The following is an 18868-nucleotide window of genomic DNA, read 5'->3' on the forward strand; positions in this document are numbered from 1 at the left end:
GCCCCGTGCGTCACTACGAAGTGCTCGGCCGCTCCGTACGCATCCTCGATCGGCTGGAGGGCAGCATGACGGTCAACAGTGACTGGTACGGGGTCACCCCCGCCTCACTGGACGGAAGTTCCCACCTCCTTCTGGAGGTCGCGGTGCTGCTGCACCGGGGCCGGCCCGACACGGAACTCTCCGTCCTGGCCCGCCCGCCCAGAGCCCATTACGAGGTCGGGTCCGCCGTGCAGATGTTCGCGCGCGACAGCAGGGACCAGTTCCTGAACGCCGTTTCGCTGATCGCGGCCCTCTCCACCAAGCTCCGCACCGCCGGGGGTGACTACGCGGCGGTCGACGCACAGGTCGCGGCCGCCCTGGATGCCGTCGTGACGCACGGCACGTACGTCCCCGCCCACGAGAGATGGGCGCCGAGGCCGTGACGTACCGGGAGGACGTGGAGTACCTCGAGTTCTGCAATCCGGGGCTCGTCGAGCAGAACGGCGAGGAGTTCTGCCGGATGCACAGGCTGCTCGCCTCCGTGGACGGCAGCATGACCGCGGCGTCGGGCAACGACTGGGACAGCCGGGCCGCGGACGCGTACGGGCGGTTCCTCGAACAGGCCCACGACATGATCACCAGCCTCGCCGACGCCTACAAGACGGCCTGGCAGGCGCTCGTGGCGTACTCCGACACCCTGTCGGTCGCGAAGCGCCGGTACGAGGACGGGCTGTACACCGAGGGGCGGCTGTCCCAGACGATGGCCCGGGTGGCGAGCGCCATCACGCAGCAAGCGCGCGCGGCCGAGCCACTGCGGCAGTGGGAAGACCTGCGGAAGAAGACCGGCCTCTTCGATTCCATCGCCGAAGCCACCATAGACGTGGACTCGATCCGGGACGAGGCGGAGAGCTACTACACGCAGACCCGGCAAGCGTACGGGGACGCCAAACGCATCGAGCAGGACGCGCGGGCGGTGTGCAAGTCCGGTCTGACACAAGCGCAGCGGTCGGTTCCCGTGTACAGGGGGAACATCCAGGACCCGGCCACCCTCCTCGCCGGCTTCCCGGCCGCCCGCGACGAGGCGGTGCAGGCATGGATGGACCCGAACGTTCAGCTGCCCGGGACCGGGCCGAAGGCGGACGTCTTCCTGGAGCGCCCGTACGACGACAAGGTCTCTCCGAAACTCGCTCAGATCAGGGCCCGGATCGAAGGACTGGGACTGCCCCCGGCCATGGACAACGACCACAATCAGTGGACGCGATCCGACTCGGATCAGAAGCGGCGGGAATGGATCCTGGCCAACCGGGGCTACCTGCTGGACGCGGCCGCATCCACCGGGATTCCGCCGGATGTGCTGGCGGGCATCGCATGGCAGGAGGTCGAGGGCGCTCCCAAGATCGTGGACAGGTTCGTCGACGACTATCGGCAGACCCAGGACCAGATTCCCGCCTGGGCCTGGCCGGTGGTCGACGCGGTGGCCGACCACTACGGACTGAGCGGGGAGCCCGACGCGACTTCGATGGGGCCGATCGCGATCCAGATCCGGCGTTCGGCAGAGGTGCTCGGCTACGACCCGCTGAACCTGACAAGGGAGCAGCGGATCGAAATCAAGAACGCGACCCTGGATCCGAGCACCAACATCTACATCGCGGCGGAGTACCTGGCGCAGTTGAAGGCGGAGAGCGAGTTCGCGCTGGTCCCGACGGAACAGATGACCCCCGAGCAGTACCAGGAGCTGGCGGCCCGATACAACGGCGGCCCGCACTGGCAGAGCCAGCAGGCGCAGGCGTACGGCGGGCGGTTCACCAGAACCCTCGACGAGGTGAGGCAGACCCTGAACGGCCCGTGACGCGGAGTCGGTGGCCAATTCCCAGCCTCAGACGGGTCGCAGACGCTTGGCCGGGAGGAGCGCGTAGCGATCTGGGGCGCCTGACCTCCCGCCAGGCTGATCTGGTCGGCCCGGGGAGGGGTCAGGCCGCCCCGAGAGCCAACTCGCGGGTCCCTGGCGGGGGCCGTCCCTGAACTCGATGGAACCCGGCCATTCCTTCGGGGGCTTCCCGGCAGGCTTCTGGCATTCCGGGACGGGTCGGTCGGTCAAGGGTGGCCGAAGGCCATCGCGAAGCGACGCGACCGCAGGGAGCGCCCTTGAGGGACCGGCCCGGCCCGGAAGGACAGTGGACTGACGGGACGCCCCCGGACCCCGTCAACGCCACCGAGCAGGCGAGGCACCGGACATCACCCCACCCCCACCCCCGGCCACCTGGTGGCCCAGCCCTCCGCGGCCTCCAGCTCCGCGGCCAGGCTCAGCAGGCGGGGTTCCGAGCCGTAGCCGCCCAGGAGTTGGGCCCCGAGGGGGAGGCCGTCCGTGGTGAAGCCCGCCGGGACGTTGACTCCCGGCCAGCCCAGGACGTTCCAGGTCCAGGCGTACGGGGCCGCGGCGATCGTCGCCCGGTCCGTGGCCATGGCTCCCAGCCCCGCCAGGGCCCCGATCCGCAGCGGGGGTGTGGCCGTGGTCGGGGTGAGCACCACGTCGAACCGTCCGAAGATCCGGCCCACCCGCTTGCGCAGGCCCTCCTCCGCCCGGCGGGACAGCCGTAGCGGCAGGCCGCCCAGCAGTCGGCCCGTGCGCGCCGACTCCCGGGTGCGGGGGTCCAGCAGGGCGGGGTCCGGGACCCGGGAGGCCCACTCGCGTACGCCCCCGGTTCCGCGGGGCACGAAGCTCAGGCCGATCAGGCCGTACCGGGGGTCCTCGGTGACGACTTCGTGGCCCAGGGACTCCAGGCATCCGGCCAGCCGCTCCACCGCCGAACGGACCTCGGGATCGAGGAACTTGGGCGTAGCCGTGAACGGCATGCCGAACGACAGCGCGATCCGCAGCCGGCGCGGTGCGCGGCGGGTCGCCTCCACCGCCGAGATGCTCGGCGGGCGGTGCAGGTCGCCCGCGTGGGGGCCGCTCGCGGCGTCGAGCAGGAGCGCCGCGTCGGCGACGGTCCGGGCCAGCACACCGTTGACCGTGAGGCCGTGGAAGGCCTCGGGCTCGGGCCAGGTGGAGATGCGTCCGCGCTGCGGCTTCACCCCGATCAGGTGCGTCCAGGCCGCGGGGATCCGGATCGACCCCGCTCCGTCGGAGCCCAGTGCGGCCGGGACCAGTCCGGCGGCCACGGCTGCGGCCGAGCCGCCCGAGGAACCGCCGGGCGTGTAGCCGGGGTTCCAGGGGTTGCGGGTCTCGCCGAAGGCGCGGCTCTCGGTGATCGGCCACTGGCCCAGTTCCGGGGTCTGGGTCTTGCCGATGATGACCGCCCCGGCCGCGCGCAGCCTTCGTACCGCCTCGCTGTCCTCGGCCTTCGGCTCGAACTCTCCGCCGCAGCCGAACGCGGTCGGCTCCCCGGCCACGTCCATGTCGTCCTTGACGGCGATCGGCACGCCCAGCAGAGGCAGCCGCTCACCGGCCGCGAGCCGTCGGTCCGCCGCATCGGCCTCGGCGAGAGCAGCCTCGGTGCGGATGATCCGGAAGGCATTGAGCTCCGGCTGCGCGGCGGCGATCCGGCGCAGCGCCCGCTCGGTCAACTGCCGTGCGGTGACGCTGCCTTCGGCGAGTGCGGCCGCCATCTCCACCAGCCCGGACGGCATGGAGGCGGACGAGGGCCTCGAAACGAATGGACTAGAAGGAACCAAGCCCGTTGAACCGGAACCAACGGAACCAACGGAGCCAACGGAGCCAACGGAACCAACGGAACCAACGGAATCAGTAGAGCCAACAGAAACAGTAGAAATCGAAGTAACCGACACCGGAACCTCCCCATTACCGCTCGGTAGAAAGAGACGCTAAAGGGGCCCGGTCGAGACCTACTAGATCCATCCCTCCAAGGACGCCATAAAGCCGCTGAAGTCGTCCCGGTGAATGGTGTGACCGGCCCCGGCAACCGAACGGACCTCGAAGCCTCGCTCCTTGAGGAGCGCCGCCCGCTCCTCGGTGATCAGGAAGCTGGGGTCGGCGAGCTGTACCAGCGAGGGCACGACCGGCGCGGTCGGCATCAGGTCCACGCCGATCAGCGGGGCGAGGCTCAGCGCGGTGCTCTCGTCCCACACCGCGAGGGTCTCCAACTCGATGTCCACGTCGGCCTCCTCCCAGCGCGGGTTCATCGCACGGATCTGCTCCTTGGGCGCCGCCTTGAACCGGGCCAGCGCCTCCAGCCCGAAATCGGGATCGGGGCTGGTCAGGTACCACCCGGGGTCCGAGAAGACCGCCCGCTCCGGCCGCAGGCGCGCCACCGCGAGCGAGAGCGTCAGGCCGCCCAAGGAGTGCCCGATGGCGAGTTCGGCGCCGACCGGCAGGGTCTCGACCACGTCGTCGGCGTACAGCTCGGGGCTGTACTCGCCGCGGCCGCTCGCCCCGTGGCCGCGCAGGTCGACGGCGATGACGCGGTAGCCGCGGTCGGCGAGTGCGGGACCCACCCGGCGCCAGGTCCGGTGGTCGGCCATGATGCCGTGGATCAGGAGGGCGACGCGGTCGCCCTCGCCCCAGGTCTCGGTGTGGAGCTGCACGGTGGTGCCTTTCTCTACAAGATCGGAAGGGAATCGCAGGACAAGTACCCGGAGCCGGAGGGAAGTTCACTCAAGATCTGCCGCAGACGGGATTGACGGGCGGCCGGTAGCGGTATGCCCGGCCGCCGAGGCGGCCCTACCGCACGCTCCTGATCGGCTTCACCGCCAGCGCCCCCGCCACCGCCAGGACGGCCGCGACGACGAACAGCGCGGTGTACCCGCCGCTGAGGGAGACGATCACCGAGGCGATGAACGGCGCGACGATCTGCGGACCGGCGTTGGCGATGTTGAGCACGCCCATGTCGCGCGCCGCGTCCTCCGCCTTGGGGAGCACCATCGTCACGAGGGCGGTGTCCACGGCCATGTAGCAGCCGAAGGCGAGCCCGTTGACGACGGCGAAGGCCAGCATCGCGCTCCAACTGGTCGACACCGCCGGAATCACCAGCGCCACGGCCGACAGCAGGGCCGAGGCGCCGACGAAGAGCTTGCGGCGGTCGAACCGGTCGGAGAGGTACCCGCCGACCACGGTGGAGAGGACCATCGCCACGCTGGTCAGCGGCATCATCACGGCCACCGCCTCCTCCGGCTTCATGCCGTCAGGCAGCACGGTGTGGTCCTGGAGGATGTAGAGCTGGTAGCCGGTCACCGCGAAGTATCCGAGGATCAGCAGGGCCCGTCCGATGAACGCCCAGCGGAAGTCGTGGTCCTTGAGGGCGCTGGTGAAGGCGGCGAGCTGCGCCTTCACGGGCATCGGTGGGCGGGCCGGGAGCCGCCGCTCGCGGGTGCACGGTGCCCTCCTGGGCATGTTCTCGTGCGGGTGACATGGCGGATGCACGGCGAGGACGAGCGGTACGACCGCTTACGGCGGGAGCGGGAGCGGGAGCGGGAGCGGGAGCGAGCGACGGGCGACGAAGGCCAGAGACGAAGGCGGGAGACGGGAGACGGGAGAGGCGGGAGGCGGAATGGGGGAAGGGCGGAAGGGCGGAAGGGCGGAAGGGCGGAAGGGCGGAAGGGCGGAAGGGCGGAAGGGCGGAAGGAGGAGGGCGGAAGGGCGGCAGGAGGAGGGAGGAAAGAGGAAAGAGGTGCGCGCCACCCCGTCGCGACGGCGGGGGTGCGACGGAACGCGACGGGGCGGCGGCACGGCTGGACACGTGCGCAGGCACCTCCGATGGGAGGTCTGACGCCGTGACGACCAGTGGTTACACGTGTCAATGGCTCGTGTAACCACTGTGTAGCATTCGTTTCCGGCCATCCGCTAGCCCCTGGGCGCAACCGGTCTGGAAAGATGCCACCGCAATGTCACAGTCATCGAAGCCGCCGAAGCCGCCGAAGCAGCCCGCGGGGCCAACACAGCCCCTCACCCCGCCCCCCGTGCCGACCAGCGCCGACGTGGCCCGACTGGCGGGCGTCTCGCGCGCGACGGTCAGTTACGTCCTGAACAACGCCGAGGCCGTACGCATCAGCGAGCCCACCCGCCGCAAGGTGCGCCAGGCCGCCGAGGAGCTCGGGTACGTTCCGCACGCCGCCGCCCGCAGCCTGCGCGCCGGGCACACCCGGATCGTGCTGCTGCCCACCTCCCACGTGCCCATCGGGCCGCTGTACAGCGCCTTCCTCAACGAGCTCCAGTGGGCCCTGCGCCGCCTCGACTACACCGTGGTCCAGTACGGCAGCCTCGGCCTCAGCGGTGACGAGGCGGCGCGCGCCTGGGCCGAGTTGCGGCCGGTCGCGGTGATCTCCCTCGGCGAGATCACCCTCTCCGCGCACAACGTCGCCACGCTCAAGCGGGCAGGCGCCCGGGCGGTGATAACGATGGGTCCGGCCAGCGTCCCCGGGGCACACGCCCTGGTCATGGACCAGACGGAGGTCGGCGTCCGGGCCGCCGCGCACCTGGTGGAGCGGGGCCGGCGGCGGATCGGTGTGGTGGTCCCCGAGGAGGAGGGCCTGGAGCTGTTCTCCGTGCCCCGGCTGGCGGGAGCCCGGTCCGCCGCGGGAGCCGGGGTGGTGGCGCCCCCGATGGCGTACTCGGAGGAGTCGGCGGCGGCGCTCGCGGCCCGTTGGAGCTCGCTCGGCCTGGACGCGGTGTTCGCGTACAACGACGAGTACGCGATGCTGCTGATGCGGGCCTTCCTCGACGCGGGACTGCGCATCCCCGAGGGCGTCGCCGTCATCGGGGCCGACGACCTGCTCATCGGTCGTTTGCTCCGGCCGCGGCTCAGCACGGTGCAGATCGAGCTGCCGACCGGTGACCACCTGGCGTCCCTCGTGGACCAGGCGGTCCGGGAGCCGGGCGAGGTCACCGAACGCCACGACCTGATGGCGGCGGTCGCCCTCCACCGCGAATCGACCTGACCCGGTCGGCTGCCCCGCCCCCACCCGGCGCCGCAGGAGCCCGTTGACAGCGGGTGACGGCCGGACGGAGACTGCGGGCGCGCCCCACCGGGCGTGCCCGGGGGCGTCTGCCGGTGCCGACACCGGTACCGAGGCGCCGCCGCTCGTACGGATCCGCCCAGGAGAGCCCCCATGAGCATCCGCACCGTCCACGACGTCCGCACCGTCCGCGACGTCTACGTGGTCGACGCAGTCCGCACCCCGATCGGGAAGTTCGGCGGCGCCTTCGCCGGGGTCCGGCCCGACGACCTGGCCGCCCACGTGGTGCGCGCGCTCGTGGACCGTACGCCCGAACTGGACCCGGCCCGCATCGACGACGTCGTCTTCGGCGACGCCAACGGCGCGGGCGAGGACAACCGGGACGTGGCCCGGATGGCGGTGCTGCTGGCCGGCCTGCCGGCGACCGTGCCCGGCGTCACCGTCAACCGGCTCTGCGGGTCCGGCCTGGAGGCCGTGATCCAGGCCGCCCGGGCCATCGCGCTCGGGGACGCCTCCGTCGCCATCGCGGGCGGGGTCGAGTCGATGACCCGCGCCCCCTGGGTGGTCCAGAAGCCGGAACGGGCCTTCCCGGCCGGTCACCAGCAGATGTGGTCCACCACCCTCGGCTGGCGGATGACCAACCCGCGCATGCCCGCCGAGTGGACCGGCTCCCTCGGTGAGGGTGCCGAGCTCATCGCGGACAAGCACGGCATCACCCGCGAGGCGCAGGACGCCTTCGCGCTGGAGAGCCACCACAAGGCCGCGGCCGCCTGGGCCGCCGGGCTGTACGACGACGAGGTCGTCGCGTACCCCGGTGTGGACCTCGTACGGGACGAGTCCATCCGGGAGGGGTCCACGCCCGAGGCGCTGGCCCGCCTCAAGCCGGCCTTCCGGACGGACGGCAGCGGCACGGTCACGGCCGCCAACGCCTCCCCGCTCAACGACGGCGCCGCCGCGCTGCTGTTGACCGACGAGGCGGGGCTGGCGGCCACCGGCCGGGAGCCGCTGGCCCGGATCAGCGCGTCGGCCGTCACCGGCATCGAGCCGCAGCTCTTCGGGTTGGGCCCGGTGGAGGCCGTCGGCCGGGCGCTGGCCAAGGCCGGCCGAGGTCTGGCCGACCTGACGGCCTTCGAGCTCAACGAGGCTTTCGCGGCCCAGGCGTTGGGCTGCCTCGCGGCGTGGCCGGAGCTGGACCCGAAGGTCGTCAACCCGCGCGGCGGGGCCATCGCGATCGGCCACCCGCTCGGCGCCTCGGGTGCCCGGCTGGCCGGATCGGTGGCGCACCAGCTGGCGGCGGCGGGCTCCGGAACGGGCATGGCGGCGCTGTGCATCGGCGTCGGACAGGGCATCGCCCTGGTTCTCGAACGCTGAAGGCCGTCCAGGGCGCGTGCGGTCCGTGCCGGGCGCATCCGCACGGCCGGGCGCATCCGCACGCCCGGTCGATCGTTTCCAGTCATGATGAACCGTCAACTGCCCAATAACTGAACAGAAGTGGCGCCTCCGGTCTGGCACGATGGCGCGTGCCGCCCCCGCCCCATGCCCGCCCATCCCCACCCGGAGGCCCCGCGCCATGCCACTCCTCGATCCGACGCTCTGGCAGGACGGACCCACCCTCACCGGCGGCACCGCCCCGGTCGTCGAACCCGCCACCGGCCGCACCCTGGCCACCATCGACCTGGCCGCCCCCGCCGACGTCGCGGAGGCCGCCGTACGGGCCCGGGCCGCGCAGCGGGACTGGGCGCGGGCCACCCACCTGGAGCGCGCCGCCGTGCTGCGCCGCGCCGGGGACCTGTTCTCCGTACACGCCGACGAGCTGCGGGACTGGCTGGTGCGGGAGTCCGGGTCGATCCCCGGCAAGGCCGCCTTCGAGCTCCACGTCGCCGCGCAGGAGTGCTACGAGGCCGCCGCACTGGCCTCGCGCCCGGCCGGGCAGGTGCTGCCGAGCGAGGAGCCCCGGCTCTCCTTCACCCGGCGCGTGCCCGCCGGGGTGGTCGGGGTCGTGGCCCCGTTCAACGTCCCGCTGGTCCTCGCGGTCCGCTCGGTCGCGCCGGCGCTGGCGCTCGGCAACGCGGTGCTGCTCAAGCCGGACCCTCGTACCGCGGTGTGCGGCGGCCTCGCCCTCGCCGCCGTTCTCGCGGCGGCCGGCCTGCCGGCCGGGCTGCTCCAGGTGCTGCCCGGCGGGGCCGAGACGGGGGCCGCGATCGTCGCCGACCCCCTGGTCCGGGTGGTCTCGTTCACCGGATCCACTGCGAGCGGCCGCTCCGTGGCCGAGCTGGCGGGCCGTCACCTCACCCGCGCGCACCTGGAGTTGGGCGGGAACTCGGCGCTCGTCGTACTCCGGGACGCCGATGTCGAGGCCGCCGTGGCGCAGGCCTCCTGGGGCTCCTTCTTCCACCAGGGCCAGGTGTGCATGACGGCGGGCCGTCACCTCGTGCACGCCTCGCTGTACGACGAGTACGTCGAGCGGCTCGCCGCGCGGGCCGAGGCCCTGGCGGTGGGGGACCCGCACCGCGAGCAGGTGCACCTGGGGCCGCTGATCGACGCCGGTCAGCTGGAGCGGGTGCACGCGCTGGTGGAGGCCAGTACCGAGCAGGGCGCCAAGCTCGTCGCGGGCGGCACGCACCGGGACCTGTTCTACCGTCCGACGGTGCTCGCGGGCGTCGGGGACGACACCCCCGCCTACGCCGAGGAGGTCTTCGGCCCGGTGGCGCCCGTACGGTCCTTCGCGACGGAGGAGGAGGCGGCGGCGCTGGCCGCGGCCGGCCCGTACGGTCTCGCGCTCGGGATCGTGACCCGGGACGCGGCGCGCGGGCTGGATCTGGCGGGCCGTATCCCGACGGGCATGGTCCACATCAACGACCAGACGGTGAACGACGAGGCGGTGGCCCCCTTCGGCGGGGTCGGCGCCTCGGGCACCGGCGCCCGCTTCGGCGGCGAGGCGAACCTCGACGCCTTCACGGAGCTGCGCTGGACCACGGTGCGCGCCGCGCCGGGCGGTCACCCGTTCTGACCCGCCAGGAATGCTGCGGGCGGGTCGTTCGTTCAAGGAGCACAAGCAGCATTTCAGGAGGTCTGGAGAACCGTGGCTACTGTCGAACTCACCAAGGAGAACTTCGATCAGACGGTGAGCGAAAACCCGTTCGTTCTGATCGATTTCTGGGCGGGCTGGTGCCGCCCCTGCCTGCAGTTCGCCCCGGTGTACGAAAAGGCCGCCGAGGCGAATCCGGACCTGGTCTTCGCCAAGGTGGACACCGAGGCCCAGCAGGAGCTGGCCGGCGCCTTCCAGATCAGCTCGATCCCGACGCTGATGATCGTCCGGGACCAGGTGGCCATCTTCTCCCAGCCCGGCGCGCTGCCCGAGGCGGCGCTCACGGACCTGATCGCACAGGCCCGCGCCCTGGACATGGACGAGGTGCGAACCAAGATCGCCGCGCAGCAGCAGCCCGAGGACCCCGGCCCCGGCACGCCGGACGCCTGAGTACGTGACGGGCCCCCGGCCGCCGGTGACACTGGCCCGTATGACTGGAGCCGTGGAGTACGACGTGGTGGTGCTCGGCGGGGGGCCGGCCGGCGAGAACGTCGTCGACCGGACCCGCGCCGCGGGGCTGAGTACGGCCCTGGTCGAGAGCGAGCTCATCGGCGGTGAGTGCTCGTACTGGGCCTGCGTGCCGAGCAAGGCGTTGCTGCGCCCCGCCCTGGCCAGGGCCGACGCGCGCCGGGTGCCCGGCCTCGCCGGGGCCGTCGGCGGGGCGCTGGACACGGCTGCGGTGTTCGCGCACCGGGACTACTGGACCGGCAGTTGGAAGGACGAAGGTCAGGTCGACTGGCTGGACTCCATCGGGGCGCACGTCTACCGCGGCCACGGCCGGCTGTACGGGGTCCGCAAGGTCGCCGTCACCAGCCCCGAGGGGGAGCACCACGTGCTCTCCGCCCGGCACGCCGTGGTCGTCGCCACCGGCACCCGGGCCGTGGTCCCCGAGCTGCCCGGCATCTCCGGGGCTCGGCCGTGGACCAGCCGCGAGGCCACCTCCGCGCAGGCGTCGCCCGGCCGGCTGCTGATCGTCGGCGGTTCGGTCGTGGCCGCCGAGATGGCCACGGCCTGGCAGGCCCTGGGCTCCGAGGTCACCGTGCTCGTACGGGGCCCCCGGCTGCTGCCGCGCATGGAGCCCTTCGCCGGGGAACTGGTCGCCGAGGCCCTGCGCGAGGCCGGCGCGGTGGTCCGTACCGGGGTCGAGGTCGAGGCCGTCGTGCGGGACGGGCCGACCGGGCCGGTCACGGTGGTGCTGGCCGGCGGCGAGAGCCTGGAGGGCGACGAACTGCTGATGGCCACCGGCCGCTCGCCGCGGACCGAGGACATCGGGCTGGACACCGTCGGGCTGACCCCCGGAGACTGGATCGCGGTGGACGACGGATGCCGCGTCCCCGGACACGACTGGCTCTACGCGGTCGGTGACGTCAACCACCGGGCACTCCTCACCCACCAGGGCAAGTACCAGGCCCGCATCGCGGGCGCCGCCATCGCCGCTCGCGCCGCCGGTACACCGCTCGACACGGCCCCCTGGGGCGCCCACGCGGCGACCGCCGATGCGCAGGCCCTCCCGCAGGCGGTCTTCACCGACCCGGAGGCCGCGGCCGTGGGCCTGACCCTCGCGGAGGCCGAGCTGGCGGGCCACCGGGTCCGCGCCGTGGACCACGACCTCGGCAAGGTCTCGGGCGCCGGGCTGTACGCCGACGGGTACCGCGGCCGGGCCCGCATGGTCGTGGACCTCGACCGAGAGATCCTGCTCGGCGCCACCTTCGTCGGCCCGGGCGCGGCCGAACTCCTGCACGCGGCCACCATCGCGGTCGCGGGGGAGGTGCCGATCGAGCGGCTCTGGCACGCGGTCCCGGCCTTTCCGACCATCAGCGAGGTCTGGCTGAGGCTGCTGGAGGCCTACCGGGGACAGCTATGACCCTCGCGGGCCTGACCGTACGAGTGGCACCGGGCGCGGCCCTCGTGGACACCGCCCGCGGCTCCGACGGCCTCCAGCCGGCATCGCGCGCGGCTTCCCGATGCTGCTCGTGGGCGCGGACACGGCGGCGGGCTCCGCGAGCGCTCCCCGGGCATCGCCGTGGCGACGGCCGAGAGCCCCTCCGGCAACTCTCCCGCGTCATCGACCGCTGGCACGCCGGTAGGCGGCCTGCTCGCTCGGCTCACCTGCGCCGCAGCGCATCAGGCTGCTCGCCGCCGACGGTCCGTCTTCGCCACGGCACGCTTCCGCCGCGCGCCGCCGATGGTGCCCGCATAATGGATGGACCGGCGGGTGGAAGGGGACGTCTCGTGCCATCGGCTCTGCCGGGGGGCGAGAATGTTCACGGCCCGTTCTGGTCCGAGCCGGGGACGCTGCTGGAGCACGTGCCCGTGGCCGTCTTCGGTGTCGACGACGGGGACACGATCTGTTACTGGGGGCCCGGCGCGCGGGACCTCTTCGGGTACGACTCCACTGCCGTCCTGTCGAAGCCCGGCGCCGTTCTCTTCGCCGACGGCGATCGGAGCAGCTCCGAATCCTGCGCCCGGCTGACGGAGCGGGGCCGGACCCTCGGGTACTGGAGGGGGCGGCTGACGGCACGGCATCGTGACGGAACATTCTTCGAATGCGGTTTTCGGGTCTTTTCCGTGACCGGAGCCGGCGGGCCCCCGGTGGTGATGATCCTGGCGAGCCGCAGCGGCGAGCTCGATCGGGTCAAGACCAACCTCGCCTTCCTCGATGCCCTCTTCGCGACCTGCCCCATCGGCCTGGTGATGCTCGACCCGGACCTGCGGTACGTCCACCTCAACCAGGCACTCGCCGACATGGACGGCCTTGCGATCGAGGCGCACCTCGGGCGGCGCATGGACGAAGTCATGGTCATGTCCGACGGCGGTGAGTACCAGCGCATGCTCCGGGCCGTCGCCCTGGGCGGAGCACCGGTTGTGGGGGCGCTGGTGGGTATGCGCCCGCGCGGGCATCCGGACCGTGACCAAGTACGGTCGGTGAGCTTCTTCCCCCTGAGCCAGGCGGTCGGCTCGCGCCCCGGAGTGGGCGGGCTGATGGTGGACGTGACGGACCGGGAACAGGCCATCCTGGAGGCCACCGCCAGCCGTCGGCGGCTGGCTCTGCTGGACGGGGCCTCCACTCGCATCGGGACCACGCTGGACGTGAACCTCACGGCTCAGGAGCTGGTCGACGCGTCGATGCCGGACTTCTGCGACGGCGCCGTGGTCGAAGTCGTGGAATGGATGGACGAGGCGGAGGTCTTTGACCCGGCGCGGCCGCTGTTCACCCGCCGGATCGCCTCCGGGACGATCCTGCCCCCGCCGGCCACCGAGCTCGTGAGCGGAGTGGAGAAAGTGCGGTATCCGCCCGGCTCCGTCATCCACGACATGCTGAGGACCGGCCGTGCCATCTCCGCCGTGGTGAACGAGGAGTTCCTGGCCCGGACCGTGCTCATCGAGTCACGCGCACGACTCTTCGCCGAGAGCGGGTTGGCCTGCGTCCTCGTCGCCCCGCTCGTCGCCAGGGGCACCGTCCAGGGAATCGCCATGTTCGGCCGGTCCCGGGACCGGCCGGCCTTCACCCGGGACGATGTCAGCCTTGCCGGTGAGCTCGCCTCACGCGCTGCGATCTGCCTGGACAACGCCCGTCTGTACAGCCGCGTCCAGGACATCGCCCTCACCCTGCAGCGGGCCCTGCTGCCCAGCGCGTTGGCGACCAGCCCGTACGTGGACGTGGCCCACCGGTACGTGCCCGGCAGCCGGATCACCGAGGTCGGCGGCGACTGGTACGACGTGATCAACTTGCCCGACGGCCGGGTCGTTCTCGTGGTGGGCGACGTGATGGGGCACGGAGTGTCGGCTGCCGCCTCCATGGGCCGTCTCCGCATCACCACCAAGGCCCTGGCCAGGCACGACAGCGAGCCCGCCGACCTGCTCACCGAGCTCGACGCATGCGCACAGGAGGCCGGCATCGAGCTGGCGACGTGCCTGTACATCGTCTACGACCCGAAGACCGGCCGCGCCCGCATCGCCGGCGCCGGCCACCCCCCGCCCCTGATACTCCGGCCGGACGGCACGGTGGAGACCATCGACGAAGTCCTGGGAGTTCCCCTCGGCGTCGGTGGCTTCCCTTTCAGGACGACCGAGATCGAACTCCCCGGGAACGCGACCCTCGCCCTGTACACCGACGGCCTCATCGAGGCGCGCGGCCGGGACATCGAGGCCGGCCTGGAAGCATTGCGCGCCGAACTGGGTGGATCCCCGGGGCCGTTGGAAGAAATGGCGGACCGCATCCTGGCGAGCCTGCTGCCCACCCCGCCGACCGACGACACGGTTCTCGTCCTCGCCCGCGTCCACCGCTCCCCGTAGAGCACAACCGCACCATGCACGCCTGCCGCGCCTTCGGCGTCCGGATGCGCCACCGCGCCGGCGAGGACGTGGCCGACGCGCTCGCGGACCCCGACCGGGGCGTCGCCCACCTCGCCCACACGCTCCTGACCGATCCAGAGCGGCTGCGCGACTGTGTCGCCGAGGCGCCGCCGGCCTTCGACCACGCCGAGCAGCTACTGCGGGCCGTGGCCGCGCTCACCGCCGCGGGGCTCGCTCCGAAGGCGCCGGTCTCCTGCGGAGAGGCCGACCGGCAGGGGGACGGTACGTACGACGTGATCGGCTACGGCGAGAGCGAGAGCGAGAGCGAGAGCGAGGGTGAGGGTGAGGTGTGGATCAGCACCCTCGGCCGGTTCGCCGCCGATCACGACGAGAATCCGGCCGTCCGCCGCGCCCTCGAGTCGGCCGGCTTCCGCTGGATCGACGCCGAGCTCGGCGCGGTCCATGTCACCGGGCTGGGGGTCTACTGCTTCGGCAGGCGCGACCCGTTGGACGTTCACTCGCTGCTGTTCTACTGGCAGGACCAGTAGGACCAGTGACACACCGACAGTGATGAACGGAGTCACCACTCGTGATCGTGATCGCCCACCTCAGTGACACCCATCTCGACGGCGGTAGCCGGGCCGCCGGGCGCACCCGCGCCGTCATGGAGTACCTGGACGGGCTCCCGTACGACCTCGACGCCGTGCTGGTCAGCGGCGACATAACCGACCACGCGACCGCCGCCGAGTACGAGGAGGCCCGCAAGATCCTCGACTCCCGCCATCCCCTGGCCCTGTGCCCCGGCAACCACGACGACCGCGCGGCCTTCCGGCGGGGCCTGCTGGGGGAGCGGGAGGCGTCCCGGGCCCCGGTCGACCGGGTGCTGCGCGGGAACGGCTTCGTACTCGCGGCGTGCGACTCCTCCGTGCCCGGCGAGCACCGGGGCTTCCTGGAGGACTCCACGCTGAGCCGGCTGGACGCGGTACTGGAGGGGACGCCGCGCGACGTGCCGGTCCTGGTGGCCTTCCACCACCCGCCGGTTCCGCTGCACATCCCGTACGTCGACAGGGTCCGGCAGTTCGGCGAGGAGCGGCTGGCGGCGCTGGCCGAGCGGCACCCGCACCTGACCGCGTTCCTGTGCGGGCACGCCCACACGGGTGCGGCGACCACTTTCGCCGGGCGGCCGCTGCTCGTGGCGCCGGGTGTGGTGTCCACGTGCAAGCTGCCCTGGGAGGCGGCGGCCGGTGCGAGCGAGTACGTGCACCTCGACGAGCCGCCGGTGGTCGCCTTCCACGTACTGGGCGACGACGGGAGGTTGACCACGCACTACCGGGTGGTCGTCGCCCGCCGGTAGCTGCTGCCGTCCCGGGTCCGGGTGAGGTGGCCCGAGGTGATCAGATAGCGGCGCAGTGCCGAGCAGTCCTCGTGCACCGTGCGCAGGGCGTCGTTCACCTCGGGCTCCGAGTAGTCGCGGTCGGTCGCGAAGAGGGTATGCGTGAGGTGGGCGAGCAACTGCTCGCGCCGGGCGGCCTTGCGCGGGATCGCGATGAGGCGGCCGCCGGAGAAGAGGTCGGACACGCCGCGGGAGGTGGCGGGGCGTTCCGCGGTGACGTTCACGCAGGATTCGGACGGCTGATGGTGATCGGTGCTCTGTGACATGCCTGCGAGCTTCACCCGGCGGCCTCGCCCAGGGCAACGGAATTTCCAGGGACCCCGAAAAGTGACGGTCGCTCACCTTACTGAGTGGTAGTCGTGCCAGTACCCTCCCCGTGACCCGGTTCCTGCCCCACGGAGGAGCACGTATGCGACGTCCCACCGCCCGCCTCGGAACAGCCGTGGCCACCGCACTGGTCGCCCTCGGCGCCGCCCTGCTCTCCCCCCTCGCGCCCGCTTCCGCCGCCCCGGGCGACACCCCGGTGCCGCTCCCCGTCGCCGACTACTGCGGCAACCGGTGCAGCGACATCCTGCCGCCCGGCCAGAACGGCAACGCCACCCTCGCGCAGATCCTCCTGCACCAGGCCTTCGGCACGATGCCCGGCCATGCCTCCGACCAACTCGCCCGCTACGACTCCCTGGTGGCGAGCTACCCCGGCCTCACCGACGCCAAGGTGAACGACTTCTTCAACGACGCCTCCTTCGGCGTCCCGGGCGACCAGGTCGAGTCCACCGCCAGTCCGCGCCCGGACGTGACCATCACCCGCGACAAGAAGACGGGCGTCCCGCACATCAAGGGCACCACCCGCTACGGCACTTCCTTCGGCGCGGGCTACGCCGCGGCCCAGGACCGGCTCTGGCAGATGGACCTCTTCCGCCACGTCGGACGCGGCGACCTCACCCCCTTCGCCGGCGGGGCCCTCGCCAACCAGGGCCTGGAGCAGCAGTTCTGGCCGCAGGCCCCGTACACCGAGGCCGATCTCCAGGCCCAGGTCGACCGGATCCGCACCACCGAGGGCGAGCGCGGGCGCCTCGCGATGGAGGACGCGCAGGCCTACATCGACGGCATCAACACCTACCGCACCCAGTCCAAGAACGGCCGCTACTTCCCCGGCGAGTACGTGCTCACCGGCCACATCAACTCCATCACCAACGCGGGTGAGATCCAGCCCTTCAAGATCACCGACCTGATCGCCCTCGCCTCCGTCGTCGGAGGCCTGTTCGGCGGCGGCGGGGGCGGCGAGGTGCAGGCCGCGCTCTCCCTGCTCGCCGCGCAGCAGAAGTACGGGCTGGAGGAGGGGACCCGTGTCTGGGAGTCCTTCCGCCAGCGCGAGGACCCCGAGGCCGTCCTGACCGTCCACGACGGCACGAGCTTCCCCTACGCCCAGAAGCCCGCGAACCCGCAGGGCGCGGCGCTGCCCGACGCCGGATCGGTCACCGCCGAGCCGCTCGTGTACGACCGTACCGGCGCGGCGGCCACCGCGGCCGCCGCCAACCCGCCGAAGCCCGTCAAGCAGAGCATGTCCAACGCCCTGCTCGTCTCCGGAGCGAAGACCGCGAGCGGCCACCCCGTGGCCGTGTTCGGCCCGCAGACCGGCTACCTCGCGCCCCAACTCCTTATGCTCCAGGAGCTCCAGGGCCCCGGCATCAGCGCCCGCGGCGCCTCCTTCGCGGGCGTGAGCATGTACGTCCAGCTCGGCCGCGGCCAGGACTACGCCTGGAGCGCCACTTCCGCGGGCCAGGACATCACCGACACCTTCGCCGTGGAACTGTGCGAGCCCGGCGGGGGCGCCCCCACCAGGGCGAGCACCTCGTACGTGTACCGCGGCGCCTGCACCCCCATGGAGAAGCTGGAGCACACCAACGCCTGGAAGTCCTCCGTCGCAGACCCCACCCCCGACGGCTCCTACCGGATGCAGGTCTGGCGCACGAACTACGGCATCGTCACGCACCGCGCCACCGTCGCCGCCAAGCCCGTCGCCTACACCTCGCTGCGCTCCACGTACCGCCACGAAGCCGACTCGATCATCGGCTTCCAGATGCTGAACGACCCCTCGTACGTCAAGGACGCCCGCACCTTCCAGCAGGCGACCCAGCACATCGGCTACGCCTTCAACTGGTTCTACGCCGACTCTCGCGAAGCGGCGTACTACAACAGCGGGTCGAACCCGGTCCGCCCTGCCGGCGTCGACCCCGCCCTCCCGGTGCGGGCCGAGCGGCAGTACGAGTGGCAGGGCTTCGACCCCGCCGCGAACACCGCCGACTACACCCCGCCCGCCGAGCACCCGCAGTCCATCGGGCAGGACTACTACATCAGTTGGAACAACAAGCAGGCCAAGGGCTACGGCGCGGCCGGCTTCGGGATGGGCGCCGTCCACCGCGGCGACCTCCTCGACAAGAGAGTGCGGCCCCTCGTCGCGGCGGGCGGGGTCACCCGCGCCTCGCTCACCCGGGCCATGGCGGAAGCGGCCGTCACCGACCTGCGCGCCGAGAACCTGCTGCCCGAACTGCTCGCGGTGCTGCGCAGCGCCCCGGGCGGGGACCCGGCGGTGACCGCGGCGATCGACAAGCTCGCCGCGTGGCAGGCGGCCGGCGCCAAGCGCAAGGAGACCTCGCAGGGCTCGAAGACCTACGCCCACGCGGACGCCATCCGGATCATGGACGCCTGGTGGCCGCTGCTGATCGAGGCGGAGTTCAAGCCGGGTCTCGGAGCTCCGCTCTACGACGCCCTGCGCGCCTCGCTGACCGTCGACGAGGCACCCAACGCGGGCCACGGGCCCACCGGTTCGCATGCCGGCTCGGCCTTCCAGTACGGCTGGTGGAGCTACGCCGACGAGGACCTGCGCATGGTGCTCGGCCGCCCGGTGGCCGAGCCGCCGTCCCAGGTCTACTGCGGTGGCGGCTCGCTCTCCGCGTGCCGTGACGCGATGGCCGCCACGCTGAAGCAGGCGGCGGCCGCCACCCCCGCGGCCGTATACCCGGCCGACGGGACCTGCGCGGCAGGCAACCAGTGGTGCGCGGACGCGATCGTCCAGCGTCCGGTCGGCGGGTTGGGGCACCCGCTGGTCAACTGGCAGAACCGGCCCACCTACCAGCAGGTGGTGGAGTTCCCGGCACACCGCTGAGGCTTCGGGCGCGCAAGGGCCCGCCGGCCCCGGA

Annotated in this window: 14 protein-coding genes and 1 pseudogene; 11 read left to right on the forward strand and 4 right to left on the reverse strand. The window is 72.3% G+C overall.

Features of this window, described 5'->3' with window-relative positions; all coding sequences use genetic code 11:
- The first annotated feature begins 5 nt into the window (after window positions 1-5).
- Together AB0M99_RS17055 and AB0M99_RS17060 are read left to right on the forward strand one after the other, a co-directional pair.
- Entirely contained in the window at window positions 6-422 is a 417-nt protein-coding gene (locus AB0M99_RS17055; RefSeq protein ID WP_365921056.1) for a hypothetical protein, read from the forward strand.
- Window positions 404-1828, forward strand: coding sequence for a hypothetical protein (locus tag AB0M99_RS17060; protein WP_365921058.1), 1425 nt, complete (start codon window positions 404-406; stop codon window positions 1826-1828). The genes AB0M99_RS17055 and AB0M99_RS17060 overlap by 19 nt, the downstream gene beginning before the upstream one ends.
- Window positions 1829-2214: 386 nt before the next feature.
- Here the strand turns inward: AB0M99_RS17060 and AB0M99_RS17065 are convergent, their stop codons facing one another.
- The 3 genes from AB0M99_RS17065 to AB0M99_RS17075 form a co-directional block, all read right to left on the reverse strand.
- Window positions 2215-3609, reverse strand: a complete 1395-nt coding sequence (locus AB0M99_RS17065; protein WP_365921060.1) for an amidase — start codon at window positions 3607-3609, stop codon at window positions 2215-2217.
- A gap of 219 nt (window positions 3610-3828) precedes the next feature.
- On the reverse strand, window positions 3829-4524 hold the full coding sequence (locus tag AB0M99_RS17070) for an alpha/beta hydrolase (RefSeq protein WP_365921062.1): 696 nt from the start codon (window positions 4522-4524) through the stop codon (window positions 3829-3831).
- Window positions 4525-4660: 136 nt separating this feature from the next.
- Window positions 4661-5275, reverse strand: a complete 615-nt coding sequence (locus tag AB0M99_RS17075; protein WP_365921064.1) for an MFS transporter — start codon at window positions 5273-5275, stop codon at window positions 4661-4663.
- Window positions 5276-5895: 620 nt separating this feature from the next.
- Here AB0M99_RS17075 and AB0M99_RS17080 point away from each other — a divergent pair.
- The 8 genes and pseudogenes from AB0M99_RS17080 to AB0M99_RS17115 all read left to right on the forward strand — a co-directional run bounded on the left by AB0M99_RS17080 (window position 5896) and on the right by AB0M99_RS17115 (window position 15629).
- Window positions 5896-6873 (forward strand): LacI family DNA-binding transcriptional regulator, encoded by a 978-nt coding sequence (locus AB0M99_RS17080; RefSeq protein WP_365921066.1) that lies wholly within the window; start codon window positions 5896-5898, stop codon window positions 6871-6873.
- A gap of 171 nt (window positions 6874-7044) precedes the next feature.
- The gene (locus AB0M99_RS17085) at window positions 7045-8262 is read left to right on the forward strand and encodes a thiolase family protein (protein WP_365921068.1); all 1218 of its coding nucleotides are present in this window, start codon (window positions 7045-7047) and stop codon (window positions 8260-8262) included.
- Between the two features lie 199 nt (window positions 8263-8461).
- Window positions 8462-9901, forward strand: a complete 1440-nt coding sequence (locus AB0M99_RS17090) for an aldehyde dehydrogenase family protein (RefSeq protein ID WP_365921070.1) — start codon at window positions 8462-8464, stop codon at window positions 9899-9901.
- Between the two features lie 66 nt (window positions 9902-9967).
- A pseudogene (locus tag AB0M99_RS17095) lies at window positions 9968-10369 on the forward strand (thioredoxin family protein); the annotation flags it as partial.
- A gap of 40 nt (window positions 10370-10409) precedes the next feature.
- Window positions 10410-11843, forward strand: a complete 1434-nt coding sequence (locus tag AB0M99_RS17100; RefSeq protein WP_365921072.1) for an NAD(P)/FAD-dependent oxidoreductase — start codon at window positions 10410-10412, stop codon at window positions 11841-11843.
- 368 nt (window positions 11844-12211) lie between these two features.
- Window positions 12212-14275, forward strand: coding sequence for a SpoIIE family protein phosphatase (locus tag AB0M99_RS17105; RefSeq protein WP_365921074.1), 2064 nt, complete (start codon window positions 12212-12214; stop codon window positions 14273-14275).
- Window positions 14276-14289: 14 nt separating this feature from the next.
- Window positions 14290-14823 (forward strand): hypothetical protein, encoded by a 534-nt coding sequence (locus AB0M99_RS17110; protein ID WP_365921076.1) that lies wholly within the window; start codon window positions 14290-14292, stop codon window positions 14821-14823.
- A 41-nt stretch (window positions 14824-14864) separates the two neighbouring features.
- Complete coding sequence (locus tag AB0M99_RS17115; protein ID WP_365921078.1) at window positions 14865-15629, forward strand: metallophosphoesterase; 765 nt, start codon at window positions 14865-14867, stop codon at window positions 15627-15629.
- Here the strand turns inward: AB0M99_RS17115 and AB0M99_RS17120 are convergent.
- A complete protein-coding gene (locus AB0M99_RS17120; RefSeq protein ID WP_365921080.1) occupies window positions 15602-15934 on the reverse strand; it encodes a DUF2087 domain-containing protein in 333 nt (110 codons plus the stop codon). The two genes, AB0M99_RS17115 and AB0M99_RS17120, sit on opposite strands and share 28 nt — an antisense overlap.
- 143 nt (window positions 15935-16077) lie before the next feature.
- Between AB0M99_RS17120 and AB0M99_RS17125 the strand changes: the two genes are divergently transcribed.
- Window positions 16078-18834: a penicillin acylase family protein gene (locus AB0M99_RS17125; protein ID WP_365921082.1), complete on the forward strand. Its 2757-nt coding sequence runs from the start codon at window positions 16078-16080 to the stop codon at window positions 18832-18834.
- Window positions 18835-18868: the final 34 nt, after the last annotated feature.

Source organism: Streptomyces sp. NPDC051183, assembly GCF_040682455.1.
GTDB lineage: Bacteria > Actinomycetota > Actinomycetes > Streptomycetales > Streptomycetaceae > Streptomyces.

What these genes read in the sequence shown, in the direction of transcription:
- AB0M99_RS17120 (WP_365921080.1), bottom strand. Translation starts at nt 15,934, where the DNA reads ATGTCACAGAGCACCGATCACCATCAGCCGTCCGAATCCTGCGTGAAC.
- AB0M99_RS17075 (WP_365921064.1), bottom strand. Translation starts at nt 5,275, where the DNA reads ATGCCCGTGAAGGCGCAGCTCGCCGCCTTCACCAGCGCCCTCAAGGAC.
- AB0M99_RS17090 (WP_365921070.1), top strand. Translation starts at nt 8,462, where the DNA reads ATGCCACTCCTCGATCCGACGCTCTGGCAGGACGGACCCACCCTCACC.
- AB0M99_RS17100 (WP_365921072.1), top strand. Translation starts at nt 10,410, where the DNA reads ATGACTGGAGCCGTGGAGTACGACGTGGTGGTGCTCGGCGGGGGGCCG.
- AB0M99_RS17065 (WP_365921060.1), bottom strand. Translation starts at nt 3,609, where the DNA reads ATGCCGTCCGGGCTGGTGGAGATGGCGGCCGCACTCGCCGAAGGCAGC.
- AB0M99_RS17110 (WP_365921076.1), top strand. Translation starts at nt 14,290, where the DNA reads ATGCACGCCTGCCGCGCCTTCGGCGTCCGGATGCGCCACCGCGCCGGC.
- AB0M99_RS17060 (WP_365921058.1), top strand. Translation starts at nt 404, where the DNA reads ATGGGCGCCGAGGCCGTGACGTACCGGGAGGACGTGGAGTACCTCGAG.
- AB0M99_RS17085 (WP_365921068.1), top strand. Translation starts at nt 7,045, where the DNA reads ATGAGCATCCGCACCGTCCACGACGTCCGCACCGTCCGCGACGTCTAC.
- AB0M99_RS17125 (WP_365921082.1), top strand. Translation starts at nt 16,078, where the DNA reads ATGCGACGTCCCACCGCCCGCCTCGGAACAGCCGTGGCCACCGCACTG.